A 12,574-nucleotide genomic window follows, 5' to 3' on the forward strand; every position below is an offset into this window, starting at 1 on the left:
GATGCGCCGGGGGCGCAAATTATGCGCGGCGCGTGGCGGTTTGGAAAGGCCGCTGTCGCACGCTTTGCCGCATGCTGCATATACTGGAATGAAGGGCGATTGAAAATGGGAGGGGGCATGGGTAAGCAGGAGCTGACGCTGGAGATTGTGGAGCCGGAGGCGTTTCACGATTTCATGGAGGTGATGAGCGATTACGCGCCGCAGGTGGAGCACTTGGTTTGCCAGCTGGGTTTCGGCGACACCGACGCCGCTCAGATCGATCAGCTGTTTCGCTTGCTGCACAGCATCAAGGGCGACGCCAGCATGTGCCAGGTGCGCTTCGTGGTGCCTTTCGTCCACGCCTTGGAAAGCCTGTTGGAGCGGCTGCGCAGCGGCGAGGTGGTCTACGAGGACTCGATAGGCGATGTGATGCTGTTGGTGATGGACCGCTTGGGTCTGGCGCTGGAGGCGCTGGATAACCACGAACTGCTGGACGATCTGCAGCTGCCTTTGCTGATGCGGGCCTTGAACCAGGTGGCGGAGTGCCCGGTAGGCGAGCTGCTGCAGCGTTGTCAGCAATTGGTGGAGCAGATCACCGGCATTCCCTTGCACGTGATCGAGTCGGATGCGCCGGCGGACGCCGCCGCGCAGCTGAGCCAGGGCGATCTGGCTTTTTTCCGGCTATTGGCGCTGCAGTTCGAGCAGCGTCTGCCGCAGTTCCAGGGCCGCACCGAGCGCAATCTGGAATTGGCGCTGGAGGCCAGCCGTCAGGCGCCGGGGATGGTGGACGACAGGCAGCTAGAAGCGGCGGTGTATATGCACGATATCGGCATGATGCTGTTGCCGGAGTCGTTCTGGTTGAAAGTGGGGCGGATGAGCGAGGCCGAGCGCCTCCAGATGGCGGAGCATCCGGGTTGGGCTGCGGGCCTCTTGGAGAGGATGCCGGCCTGGGCCGACGCGGCGCGCATGGTGGCCCAGCATCACGAGATGCCGGACGGCCGCGGTTATCCGCAGGGCTTGCGCGGCGACGAAATTTGCAGCGGCGCGCGCATCCTGGCCCTGGTGGACGCGTTCGAGGCGGTGACCTTGAAGCACGCGCATCGGGGCTTGCGGCATTCGATGATGCGCGCCATCGCCGAGATCAACGCCTCGGAGCGTCAGTTCGATCCCTACTGGCTGGCGCGCTTCAATCAGGTGATCCGCATGCGGCTGGCGGCCTGCGCCAGACGGCCGCCGGGAGAGTAGCCGGTGTCAGACGCCGTGTTGTTTGAACCATTGCAGCATGCGCCGCCAGGCGTCGGCGGCGGCGGCGGCGTTGTAAGTCGGGCGGTAGTCGGCGTTGAAGCCGTGGTCGGCCTCCGGGTAGACCACGATTTCGGAGGGCTTGCCGGCGGCGCGCAGCGCGGCCTTCATCTTGTCCACCGATTCCAGCGGAATGCCCTTGTCCAGGCCGCCGTAAAGCCCGAGCACCGGCGCATGCAGCTGGGCGACGACGTCCAGCGGCTGGCGCGGGGTGTTGGCGCCGGCCTCGCCCTGCAGCCGGCCGTACCAGGCGGCGCCGGCCTTGAGCGCCGGATTGTGCGCCGCGTACAGCCACGCCTGGCGTCCGCCCCAGCAAAAGCCGGTGACGGCCGCGCGCTTGACGTCGCCGCCGTGGCCGCCGGCCCAGGCCAGCGTGGCGTCCAGATCGGCCAGCACCTGGCTGTCGGGCACCTTGCTGACCAGGCCGCTGAGCAATTCGCCGATGCTGGCGACCTTGCTCGGGTCGCCCTGGCGGAAATAGAGCTCCGGCGCCACCGCCAGATAGCCGGCCTTGGCCAGCCGCCGGCACAGATCGCGGATATGCTCGTGCACGCCGAAGATTTCCTGCACCACCAGCACCACCGGCAAGGGTCCGCCGGCCGCGGCGGGCTTGGCCATGTAGCCCGGCATGACGGCCGGCCCGGTCGGGATTTCCACCGCGCCGGCGCTGAGGCCGTCGCCGTCGGTGAGAATGGCGCTGGCGGCGATGGGCTGCACCGCCAGCGCGAAGCCCACGCCCACCGCGCTGTTCAAGAAGTCCCTGCGCGAAGCGTCGACGCGTCGATTGCTTGTCATAACGGCATTCTCCAACGAGGCAAGAGGATTGAAGCGACTAGATTAATGTCATCGGCATTGCATGGCAAGCCGGCGCGAGAGCGGGACCGCGGGGGCTTCCTTAGGCCGATGGAATGCGGCATTATTCACAGCCATTGAAGCATGACTTAACGAAACGTAAATAGATTATGCCGGACTCCTCCAAAGTGAAGTTGCCCACCAGCTTCTTGCGCATCGGCCAGCAATTGCCGGTCGACGTGTACGCCAAGAACGGCCTGCTGCTGCTGAAAAAAGGCCATTACGTGCTGACGCCGGAGCAGCGCGAGCGGCTGGTGACGCTGGCGCACGGCGACAGCGAGGAGGTGGCGGCGCGCTTGGAGCGCGAACAGCTGGAGCGCGCGGCGCAGCGCGAAAAAGAGGCCGCGGCCCAGGTGCAGCCCAATCCCATCATGGAACTGGGCTTCCAGACCCGCCGCGCCGAGGGCCTGCTATTGCACGGCTTGGCGGTGCCGGGCCTGGCCGGGCGGCTGGCGGACATGGCGGACGCGTTGATCCGGCTGGCCAGCAAACAGCCGGACGGGGTGCTGGCCAGCGTGTTGCTGACGCCCTATCGCGATATCGGCAGCGCCCACAGCGTGCACGTGGCGGCCATCATGGCGGTGCTGGGCCGGCGGCTGGGCATGGAGGAGGCGCGCTTGCAGGCGGTGGTGGGCGCGGCGCTGAGCATGAATCTGGCGATCACCGGCCTGCTGAATCAATTGTCGCGGCAGCCGACGCCGCCGGACGCCGCGCAGCGCGACGATCTCTACGCCCATCCCATCGTTGGCTCCGCCATTTTGCGCGAGGCCGGGGTGGTGGACGAGCACTGGCATCTTCTGGTGCAGACCCATCAGGAGCAGCGCGGCGGCGACGGCTACCCGCAGGGGCTGCGCGGAGAGGATATCCACCCGGACGCGGCCCTGCTGCACATGGTGGACGTGTTGTGTTCCTGCATCCATCAGCCTCAGCCGGCCTTGCCGGCGCTGGTGATAGGCAGCTTGTACCGCGGCGAGCTGGGCGATTTCGATCCGCAGCACGCGGCCTTGCTGATCAAGGAGCTGGGCGTGTATCCGCCCGGCAGCTTCGTCAAACTGGCCAGCAACGAGATAGGCGTGGTCACCCATCGCAGCGACAAGGCCAATGCGCCGCGCGTGGCGGCCTTGCGCAAGCTGGACGGCGCGCCGTACGCGGACGCGCTGCTGCGCGACACCCGACAGAACGCCTACCGGGTGCTGGAAGCCGTACCGCTCGCGGCGGCGACGGTGAAGCCGGCCTATCTGGCCAAGCTGTGGCAGAAGTGAGCGGGTTCGGAACCGGCTCGCGATCTACCGTGCGCGGACGGGCATAATACGGTGGGTGTGGCTTAAGAAAGGCTCATACATAGTATGAGCCTTTCGCTTTCTCGGCGGTCATGCCGGGTTTTGAGCTGGCTTCGAGGGTTTGAACGGAAGCTCAGAGCCGTGCTTGCCCCAGCGGCCGCAGCTGAACGCCGGACACGTCCTTGATCTTCCAGATGCGGCGGATGTGGGCGAGATCGCGCTCGGATTCGTCGCGCAACCGCGCTTCCGGCAAGAAGCTCATTTCCACGTCCACATTGCCCAGATAAACCGTCTCGCCGCGTTTCAGCTCAAACGGCGCGGCCAGGCGGAAGCTGCGCATCTTGCGGCTGACGCCCCAGGCCCCGTCCTCCAGCCAGTTGGCCCAGACTTGCTCCACCCGATACTGGCCCGGCTCCAGCGTGAACAGCATCAGTTTGCCCTCGGCCATGGACTTGCCCTGCTCGCCGAACACGGTGTCGGTCAGCAGGCTGGCGCTGTCGGCCGCCACGACGCGGCCGGCGGCGTTGGCGATGTTCAGCCCCAGCGTCGCGCTGTCCGGATTGGCGGATTTGCCGGTCAGCGACAGGATGGCGTAGCCGCGCTCGGCCGGCGGTTCCAGGGAGCCGCGCAGGCGCTCGGCCATGCCGGCGCAAGCGGAGAGCAGAAAAGCGCAGAGAGCGAGGACGAAGATTCGTGTCGGCATGGTTCTTCCTATCGTCCGCCGGAAGCGGCGGCTTGGCTGGAATTGTCCGCTGTTTGCGCTTGCGGCTTCAAGCCCAGCACCAAGAGCGCGCTGAGCAGCAGCGAGCCGCTGAGCCAGAAGTAAGCCAGGGTGTGGCTGCCGGTGGCGGCCTCGATCAAGCCCAGCGCGTAAGGGCCGATGAAGCCGCCGACATTGCCCACGGAGTTGATCAGGCCGATGGCGCCCGCCGCCAGCGTGCCGGTCAGAAACGTGGTGGGGATGGACCACCACACGCCCATCGGGCTGTAGACGCCGATGGCGACGACGGTGACCGAGAGCAGCGCCACGGCGATACTGTCGCTCAAAGCGCCGATCAGGAAGCCGGCGGCGGCGAGCAAGAGCGGCAACGCCACATGCCAGCGCTTTTCCCCGCGGCGGGACGAGGAATGGCCCAGCCACAGCATGGCGGCCAGCGCCGCCAGCATGGGCACGGCGGAGGCGAGGCCTATGGCCAGCGGCGACCAGCCGGAGGCGTTCTTGATCACCGTGGGCATCCAGAAACTAAAGCCCCAGAAACCGGTAATCCATAGAAAATAGATCAGGCACAGCCGCAACACCGCCGGCTGCGCCAGCGCCTGGCGCAGCGTGGCCGGCTGTTGTTCACGCGTGGCGGCCGCTTCCGCCTTCAGCGTATCGATCAGATAGCGCTTTTCCTCCGCGCTCAGCCAGGCGGCCTGGGCCGGATCGTCCCGCAGCCACAGCAGTATGGCGAAGCCGTAAAGCACGGTGACGCCGCCTTCCAGCAGGAACAGGCTTTGCCAGCCCTTGAGGCCGAAGGGCTGCAGGCCCACCATCCAGCCGGCCAGCGGCGCGCCGACGATGGCGGAGACCAGCAGCGAACACAGGGTGATGGAAATGGCGCGGGCGCGGGTGTCCGCGACGAACCAGCGCGGGATCACCGAGGCGTAGATCACCGGGTAGAAGCTGGCCTCGCACACGCCCAGCAAGAAGCGCAGGACATAGAACTGCCACTCGTTCTGCACCAGGCCCAGCAGCATGCTGACCGCGCCCCAGGAGAACAGGATGCGGGCGATCCAGCGGCTGGGGCTCCAACGCTCGGCCAGGATGGCGCCGGGCACTTCGAACAGGACGTAGCCGGCGAAGAAGATGCCGGCGGCCAGGCCGTAGACCTTGGCGTTGAAGCCGAGGTCGGCGTTCATGGTCAGGGCGGCGTAACTGACGTTGACCCGGTCAAGAAAGGCCAGAACCGAGGCGATGAACAGCGGAGCGAGAATGCGCAGATAAGTTTTGCGCAGGACGGAGGTCTTGACGGTGTCGGAAGCCATGCGGCGCTTTCGCTTGAGGGTGGGATGCCGTCAAGATGCGCAGAAAGCGCCGCGCAGTCAATCCAGATGCGGTTCGAAGAATTCCAGCAATCGTGACGGCAGCCAGTCCAGCGTGCCGGGGAAGGCGCCGGAGGCGAAGCCTACGTGGCCGCCGTGGCGGGGGAACTCCAAGGTGACGCTGGCGGCCACGTCGGTCTGGCGCGGCAGCGCCTGCTCCGGCAGGAAGGGGTCGTTGCGCGCGTTCAGCACCAGGGTGGGGCGGGCGATCTGGCCCAGCCGCGGTTTGGCGCTGGCGCTGCGCCAGTAATTGAGCGCGGTGCCGAAGCCGTGGATGGGCGCGGTGACCAGGTCGTCGAACTCGATGAAGGTGCGCGCGCGGCTGAGCTTGCCGCCGTCGAACAGGCCGGGATGGCGCTGCAGCGATTCCAAGGCCTTGGGCTTGAGCGTGCCCATGAACATGCGGGTGTACAGCAGTTTGCCCAGGCCGCGGTCCAGCCGGGTGCTGGCCGCCACCAGGTCCAGCGGCGCGGACACCGCCGCCGCCGCGCGCGGCAGCGCCTGCGCGCCTTCGTCCGCCAGATAGTTGAGCAGCATGCTGCCGCCCAGGGACACCGCGGCGGCGGCCAAAACGGGGAAGCGTTGCGCCAGCCGGCTCAGAATCCAGCGCACCTCGGCACCGTCGCCGGCGTGATAGGCGCGCGGCAAGGGATTGTCCACGCCGCCGCAACCGCGGAAATGCGGCACCACGCCGTTCCAGCCGCGCCGCTGCACGGCCTGCATCAGCGCGCGCGCGTAGTGGCTGTCGCTGCTGCCTTCCAAGCCGTGGAACAGCACCACCAGCGGCGCGCCGGGCCGTCCGGCGACGAAGTCCAGCGCGATGCGGGCGCCATCCGGCGTGTCCCACAGCTCGCGGCGGTAGTCGGGTCGGCTCGTCTTGATCGCCAGCGCCGGCCAGATGGTTTGGGCATGGCCGCCGCGCAGCCAGGCGGGGGACTGGTAAGCCATGGCTCAGGCCGGTTTTTTCTGCGCCGACTTGGGGCGGAAGGCCTTGACCATCGCCTCATGGGTTTCGATATAGGGGCCGTCCAGCAGGTCGATGCAATAAGGCACGGCGGCGAAGATGCCGGGCACCTCCACTTGGCCGTCGGCGCCGCGCAGGCCTTCCAGCGTTTCCTTGATCGCCTTGGGCTGGCCGGGCAGGTTGAGGATCAGCGCCTGCTTGCGGATCGCGCCCACCTGGCGGGACAGGATGGCGGTGGGCACGAAGCGCAGGCTGATCTGGCGCATCTGCTCGCCGAAGCCGGGCATCTCGCGGTCCGCCACCGCCAGCGTGGCTTCCGGGGTGACGTCGCGCGCCGCCGGGCCGGTGCCGCCGGTGGTCAGCACCAGCTGGCAGCCTTCCTCGTCCACCAGCGCCTTGAGCGCGGCTTCGATTTGCGGCTGCTCGTCCGGGATCAGCCGGGAGACGATGGCGAAGGGGCTGGCCAGCGCGGCGGCCAGCCAGTCCCGCAGCGCCGGGATGCCCTTGTCTTCGTACACGCCGCTGCTGGCGCGGTCGGAGATCGAGACCAGGCCTACTTTCAGCATCACTCGTCGTCCTCTTGGTCCTGCTGGTGCAGGCGCGGCTTGCCCGGTTCGGGGATCACGTCCTTGACGGCCTGATAGAGCAGGCGGAAGGACTTGGGTGGTTTGTTGTCCTGTTTTTCCTTGCGCGCGTTGCGGATCAGCGTGCGCAGCTGTTGCGGATCGGCGGCCGGGAAGTCGGTGACGAAGTTGGCCAGCATCTTGTCGTCGTCCATCAGCCGTTCGCGCCAGCGCTCCAGCAGGTGCTGCCAGGCGATGTGCTCGGACGATTCGCCCTTGAGAATTTGCAGGTATTGCTGGATCGGTTCCGGGTCCACGTCGCGCATCAGCTTGCCGATGTATTGCAGCTGGCGGCGAAGCGCGCCGTGCGCGGTAAAGCGTTTATAGTCCAGAATAGCGGTGAGCAAGTCTTCCGGCAGCTGCATTTTTTTCAGCGTGTCCTTGGACAGCTCCACCAGTTCGCGGCCCAGGTCCTGCAGCGCATCCATATCGCGCTTGCGCTGGGATTTGCTGACGTAGCCGTCGTCCGGGCTGTCGTTCTGGTAATGGGTCATCGTTGGCAATTCTCAATCGGTTTTCTCAAGGCTGGTATGATACCGGAAAAGGCCTCCGGCCGTTTCGACCATTGCGAAAGACACTATGGCAGACAAAACATTCAGTTTCAGCCAAGCCGCGCTGGAGGACATCGCCTCCCGCGTGATCGAACTGGCCAAGGCCGAGGGCGCTAGCGCCGCCGAGGCCGACGTTTCCGAAGGCCTGGGCCAGACGGTGAGCGTGCGCCTGTCCGAGGTGGAAACCATCGAGTACAACCAGGACAAGGGCGTGGGCGTGACCGTCTACCTGGGGCAGAAAAAAGGCCACGCCAGCACCTCCGATTTTTCCGAAGAGGCTTTGGCGGACACCGTGCGCGCGGCGCGGGACATCGCGCGCTACACCGCCGAGGATCCTTGCGCCGGCCTGGCCGATTCCCAATTGATGGCCACCGAGTTTCCCGATCTCAGCTTGTACCACCCGTGGGCGCTGCCGGTGGAGGAAGCCATCGAGCTGGCCAAAGCCTGCGAGGCCGCCGCGTTGGCGGCCGATCCGCGCATCCGCAATTCCGAGGGCGGCACCGCGTCCTCGCAGTCCAGCCATTTCGCCTACGCCAACAGCCACGGCTTCATCGGCGGCTACGCCAGCAGCCGCCACAGCATTTCCGCGGCGGTGGTGGCCGAGGACGGCGGTGCGATGCAGCGCGATTACTGGTATTCGTCGGCGCGGCGGCGCGAGGACTTGGACGCGCCGGAGGCCATCGGCGCCAAGGCCGGCCAGCGCGCGGCGCGGCGGCTGGGCGCGCGCAAGGTGAAGACCGGCCAGTATCCGGTGGTGTTCGAAGCGCCGATCGCCGCCTCGCTGCTCAGCCATCTGGTGGCTGCCATCAGCGGCGGCAGCCTGTACCGCAAATCGTCCTTCCTGCTGGATTCTCTGGGCAAGCCGGTGATGTCGGCCAACATCACCGTGGACGAAGATCCCTTCTTGCTGCGCGGCATGGCCAGCGGCGCCTTCGACAACGAGGGCGTGGCCACGGTGGCGCGCCGTCTGGTGGACAAGGGCGTGCTGCAGGGTTATATGCTGGGCAGCTATTCGGCGCGCAAGCTGGGCATGCAGACCACCGGCAACGCCGGCGGCGCGCATAATCTGGTCGTGCATTCCACCGGCGAAAGCCTGGAGGAGTTGCTGCAGGCCATGGGCACCGGCCTGCTGGTGACCGAGCTGCTGGGCCAGGGCGTCAACACCGTCACCGGCGATTACTCGCGCGGCGCGGCCGGCTTCTGGGTGGAGCGCGGCGTGATCGTGCACCCGGTGGAGGAAATCACCATCGCCGGCAATCTGCGCGAGATGTTCATGCAGATCGACGCGGTGGGCAACGACGTGCTGGAGCGCGGTGGCCGACAGATGGGCTCGGTGCTGTTGCGCAGCATGATGGTGGCAGGCGAAGCCTGAGGCCAGAGGCCGGCGATGGCGGATCTGTTCGCGCCGGAAGAGGGCGGCTGGCTGGAGCGCCTGTCGCCCGGCGCCGCCTTATTGCACCGCCGCGCCAGCGAAATCGACGCGGCGCTGCTGGCGGAAGTGGAAGCCGTGCTGCGGCAAGCGCCGCCGCGCGGCATGCAGACGCCGGGAGGGCGGGCGATGTCGGTGGCCACTTCCAGCTGCGGCGCTTGCGGCTGGGTGTCCGACGTGCGCGGCTACCGCTACGCCGAGCGCGATCCGGACAGCGGCCAGCCGTGGCCGGCGATGCCGGCCTTGTTGCGCGTCTTGGCCGAACAGGCCGCCGCCGAGGCCGGCTTCCCCGGCTTTGCGCCGGATGCCTGCCTGATCAACTGCTATGCGCCGGGCGCCAAGATGTCCTTGCACCAGGACAAGGACGAGCGCGATTTCGGCGCGCCCATCGTGTCCGTGTCGCTGGGTCTGCCGGCGATCTTTCTGTTCGGCGGTCTTAGCCGCGCCGAGCGTCCCGGCCGCATCGAGTTGCGCCACGGCGACGTGTTGGTGTGGGGCGGGCCGGACCGCATGCGTTTCCACGGGGTGTTGCCGGTGGCGGAGGGCGAACATCCTTTGCTGGGGCGCCGCCGCATCAATCTGACTTTTCGCAAGGCGCGCTGATCCATGGCTGAACCGGCCGATTTCGTTTCGCTGTCTTTATCCCTGTCTTTGCCCGCGGATTTTCGCCGGGACGACTTCATGGCCTTCCACCGCCGCGACGCTCAGGAGCTGTCCGAGCGGGTGACGGCGCTGAGCCTGAGCAAGGGCTTGCTGTGGCGCGGCGAGCCGGCCTGTCTGAGCATGACGTTCGCCGCGGACGCGGTGCGGGTGGGGCTGGACGCGGACGTTTCGCCGCAGGCCGGCGACGCGGAGGCCTTGACCGCCATGGCGCGCCGCATGCTGGGCTTGGCGCAGCCGGTGGCGGATTTCGAGCGCGCGCATCGCGGCCATCCGCAGCTGGCCGACCTGATCGCCGCGCGTCCCGGCTTGCGCGTGCCGCAAACCACCACGCCGTTCGAGGCGCTGGTCTGGGCCGTCACCGGTCAGCAGATCAGCGTCCACGCCGCCATCTCGCTGCGGCGTCGGCTGATGCAGTTGGTCGGCAAGCGCCACAGCGGCGGTCTGCTGTGCCATCCGTCGCCGGAGCAATTGGCGGAGCTGGAGGCGGACCAACTGGGCCAGGCCGGCTTCTCCCGCGCCAAGACCCGGACCTTGCTGGAACTGAGCCGGCAGACGGCCGACGGCGGCTTGCCCTTGCAGGGCTGGCTGGACGGCGGCGCGCCGGAGGAGATCGCCGCGCGCTTGCTGGCCTTGCCCGGCATCGGCCCGTGGACGGTCAGCTACGCGCTGTTGCGCGGCTATGGCTGGCTGGACGGCTCCTTGCACGGGGACGTGGCGGTTCGGCGCGGTCTGCAGCGCTTGCTGGAGCGGGCCGAGGCGGTGTCGCCGCGCGAAACCGAGCAATGGCTGCAAGGCTTCGCGCCGTGGCGCGCGCTGGTGGGCGCGCATTTATGGGCCATGCAGACGGCGGCTGCTTATTGAGCCTGTACGCCGATTTCCTCCGCGCGAAGTTGGCGCTGGCCGCGGCGTTTGACTATGCCTAAATAGAACAAGAAGCCGTGCGGCGTCGGGCATGCCGATCCGCCGCCAATATAGCCACGCGAGGTGCGGGATGGGGAGGCAATCCGATATCGGGCTGGTCTTGTCGGGCGGCGGCGCGCGCGCGGCTTACCAGGTGGGGGTGTTGCTGGGAATTGCCCGGCTGCTGCCGGACGCGCGCGTCAATCCCTTTCCCATTATTTGCGGCACGTCCGCCGGGGCGATCAATGCGGTGGCGCTGGCCTCCGGCGCCGGTAATTTCCATCTGGCGGTGTCCACGCTGGCGCAGATGTGGAAGCAATTGCACATCCAGGATGTCTACGACGCCAGTTCCGGCTATTTTCTGAAGACTTTTCTGCACTTCGGCCTGTCCATCCTGTCCGGCGGCCGTCTGTGGCGCAATCCCAAGAGCTTTCTGGACAACGCCCCGCTGCGCGAGCTGCTGACCAAGGTGATGGTGTTCGAGGGCATAGACCATTCCGTGCGTCACGGCGCGCTCAAGGCGCTGGCGCTGACGGCTTCTTGCTACACCACCGGGATGTCGGTCACTTTTTTCCAGGGCGCGGACAGCCTGGAGGAGTGGGAGCGCTATCAGCGGCTGGGGCTGCGCGAACGCATCAATATCGAACACATGATGGCCACCTCGGCCATTCCGCTGATTTTCCCCTCGGTCTGCCTGGGCGAGAAGTTTTACTGCGATGGCGCGGTGCGGCAGCTGTCCCCCTTGTCGCCGGCCTTGCACCTGGGCGCGGAAAAGCTGTTTGTCGTCGGCCTGGCTAGCAAGCGGCCGGACACCATAGAACGCCGCCACAGCGGTTTCTATCCGTCGCCGGCGCAGATTTTCGGCCATCTGCTCAATAGCGTGTTCATAGACAGCATGTCGGTGGACATGGAACGGCTGACCCGGGTCAATCACACCGTGTCGCTGCTGCAAAGCCATGAGGACCTGGCGCGGCAGACCCAGTTGCGCAAGGTGGACATCTTCATGCTCAACCCCAGCAAATCGCTGGAGGGCATCGCCTACAAGCACACCCGGCTGTTTCCGCCCTTGCTGCGCTTCCTGCTGAAGGGCACCGGCGCCACCCGTCACCGCGGTACCGCCCTGGCCACTTATCTATTGTTCGAGCCGGGCTACACCCGCGAGCTGATCACGCTGGGCTATAAGGACGCCTTGCATCAGAAAGAGGCGATACGCCGCTTTCTGGAACTTTAAGTCGCGGGGCAGTTCTGACTCCTCCATGTTGTATGGCACAATCATGCGCCATGACGTAATACCGCCAAACATTGAGGAAGATATGGGCTTGAGCAACCGACAAGGTTTTCTGCTGATCGCCGCCGCCTGCGCCGGCGCGATGGGTTTTGCATTGTTCGCGCAATACCAGCTGGGCCTGGAGCCGTGCCCGCTGTGCATTTTCCAGCGCATCGGCGTGATCGCCGCGGGCGTGATCGCCTTGCTGGCGGCGCTGGTCAATCCAGGCCGTTGCGGCGCCAGGGCCTGGGGTGGTTTGACGATTCTGGCCGCCTTGGCGGGCCTGTCGGTGTCGCTGCGCCAATTGTGGCTGCAACATCTGCCGGCGGACCAGGTTCCGGCCTGCGGTCCCGGCCTGGAGTTCCTGATGGAGTCCTCACCGTTGACGGAGGTGATTTCCAAGGTGTTCAAAGGCAGCGGCGAGTGCGCTACCGTGGAGTGGACCTTCCTGGGAATGGCGATGCCGTTCTGGGTGGCGGTCTTCTTCGTCGGCGTGATCGGCTTCGCCGGCTGGTTGATGGCGCGCAAGTCCGCCTGACGCCGGATTGCCGCGCAGCGAAGGCCGCCTTGGGCGGCCTTTTTCTTTGGGCCATGATCTTATTGCATGCTTAAGATGTAAATAATAATGCCGGCATCGGAAACCGCGCGGCGGGCCGGCGCGCCTGTGCTTTTATCGCCA

General features: G+C 66.6%; 13 protein-coding genes. 7 read left to right on the top strand and 6 right to left on the bottom strand.

Annotation, left to right across the window (positions count from 1 at the left end):
• The first annotated feature begins 117 nt into the window (after positions 1 to 117).
• The gene (locus JC616_RS08150; RefSeq protein WP_158274297.1) at positions 118 to 1,224 is read left to right on the top strand and encodes an HD-GYP domain-containing protein; all 1,107 of its coding nucleotides are present in this window, start codon (positions 118 to 120) and stop codon (positions 1,222 to 1,224) included.
• 6 nt (positions 1,225 to 1,230) lie between these two features.
• Here the strand turns inward: JC616_RS08150 and JC616_RS08155 are convergent, their stop codons facing one another.
• Positions 1,231 to 2,076, bottom strand: a complete 846-nt coding sequence (locus tag JC616_RS08155; RefSeq protein ID WP_227107677.1) for a dienelactone hydrolase family protein — start codon at positions 2,074 to 2,076, stop codon at positions 1,231 to 1,233.
• Positions 2,077 to 2,243: 167 nt separating this feature from the next.
• Here JC616_RS08155 and JC616_RS08160 point away from each other — a divergent pair, with 167 nt between their 5' ends.
• A complete protein-coding gene (locus JC616_RS08160; protein ID WP_107799701.1) occupies positions 2,244 to 3,395 on the top strand; it encodes an HD-GYP domain-containing protein in 1,152 nt (383 codons plus the stop codon).
• A 151-nt stretch (positions 3,396 to 3,546) separates the two neighbouring features.
• Here JC616_RS08160 and JC616_RS08165 read toward each other — a convergent pair whose 3' ends face one another.
• From JC616_RS08165 to yjgA, 5 genes are read right to left on the bottom strand one after another with little or no spacing between them, the layout of a single operon-like run.
• A complete protein-coding gene (locus JC616_RS08165; RefSeq protein ID WP_227107678.1) occupies positions 3,547 to 4,116 on the bottom strand; it encodes a hypothetical protein in 570 nt (189 codons plus the stop codon).
• A gap of 8 nt (positions 4,117 to 4,124) precedes the next feature.
• Positions 4,125 to 5,441, bottom strand: a complete 1,317-nt coding sequence (locus JC616_RS08170) for an MFS transporter (RefSeq protein ID WP_227107679.1) — start codon at positions 5,439 to 5,441, stop codon at positions 4,125 to 4,127.
• A 57-nt stretch (positions 5,442 to 5,498) separates the two neighbouring features.
• Positions 5,499 to 6,446, bottom strand: coding sequence for a YheT family hydrolase (locus JC616_RS08175; protein WP_227107680.1), 948 nt, complete (start codon positions 6,444 to 6,446; stop codon positions 5,499 to 5,501).
• 3 nt (positions 6,447 to 6,449) lie between these two features.
• Entirely contained in the window at positions 6,450 to 7,028 is a 579-nt protein-coding gene (mog, locus tag JC616_RS08180; protein ID WP_227107682.1) for a molybdopterin adenylyltransferase, read from the bottom strand.
• On the bottom strand, positions 7,028 to 7,579 hold the full coding sequence (yjgA, locus tag JC616_RS08185; RefSeq protein WP_227107684.1) for a ribosome biogenesis factor YjgA: 552 nt from the start codon (positions 7,577 to 7,579) through the stop codon (positions 7,028 to 7,030). Before yjgA ends, mog begins: the two co-directional genes overlap by 1 nt.
• Positions 7,580 to 7,664: 85 nt before the next feature.
• On the opposite strand from yjgA, the gene pmbA reads away from it, so the two are divergent.
• The 5 genes from pmbA (at position 7,665) to JC616_RS08210 (ending at position 12,433) form a co-directional block, all read left to right on the top strand.
• Positions 7,665 to 9,008: a metalloprotease PmbA gene (pmbA, locus tag JC616_RS08190; RefSeq protein ID WP_107799696.1), complete on the top strand. Its 1,344-nt coding sequence runs from the start codon at positions 7,665 to 7,667 to the stop codon at positions 9,006 to 9,008.
• A gap of 15 nt (positions 9,009 to 9,023) precedes the next feature.
• A complete protein-coding gene (gene alkB / locus JC616_RS08195) occupies positions 9,024 to 9,668 on the top strand; it encodes a DNA oxidative demethylase AlkB (RefSeq protein ID WP_227107686.1) in 645 nt (214 codons plus the stop codon).
• Between the two features lie 3 nt (positions 9,669 to 9,671).
• The gene (locus tag JC616_RS08200) at positions 9,672 to 10,589 is read left to right on the top strand and encodes a DNA-3-methyladenine glycosylase family protein (protein ID WP_227107688.1); all 918 of its coding nucleotides are present in this window, start codon (positions 9,672 to 9,674) and stop codon (positions 10,587 to 10,589) included.
• A 130-nt stretch (positions 10,590 to 10,719) separates the two neighbouring features.
• Complete coding sequence (locus JC616_RS08205; RefSeq protein ID WP_107799693.1) at positions 10,720 to 11,859, top strand: patatin-like phospholipase family protein; 1,140 nt, start codon at positions 10,720 to 10,722, stop codon at positions 11,857 to 11,859.
• Between the two features lie 82 nt (positions 11,860 to 11,941).
• Positions 11,942 to 12,433, top strand: a complete 492-nt coding sequence (locus JC616_RS08210) for a disulfide bond formation protein B (RefSeq protein ID WP_107799692.1) — start codon at positions 11,942 to 11,944, stop codon at positions 12,431 to 12,433.
• Positions 12,434 to 12,574: the final 141 nt, after the last annotated feature.

Source organism: Chromobacterium rhizoryzae (assembly GCF_020544465.1).
Classification (GTDB): domain Bacteria; phylum Pseudomonadota; class Gammaproteobacteria; order Burkholderiales; family Chromobacteriaceae; genus Chromobacterium.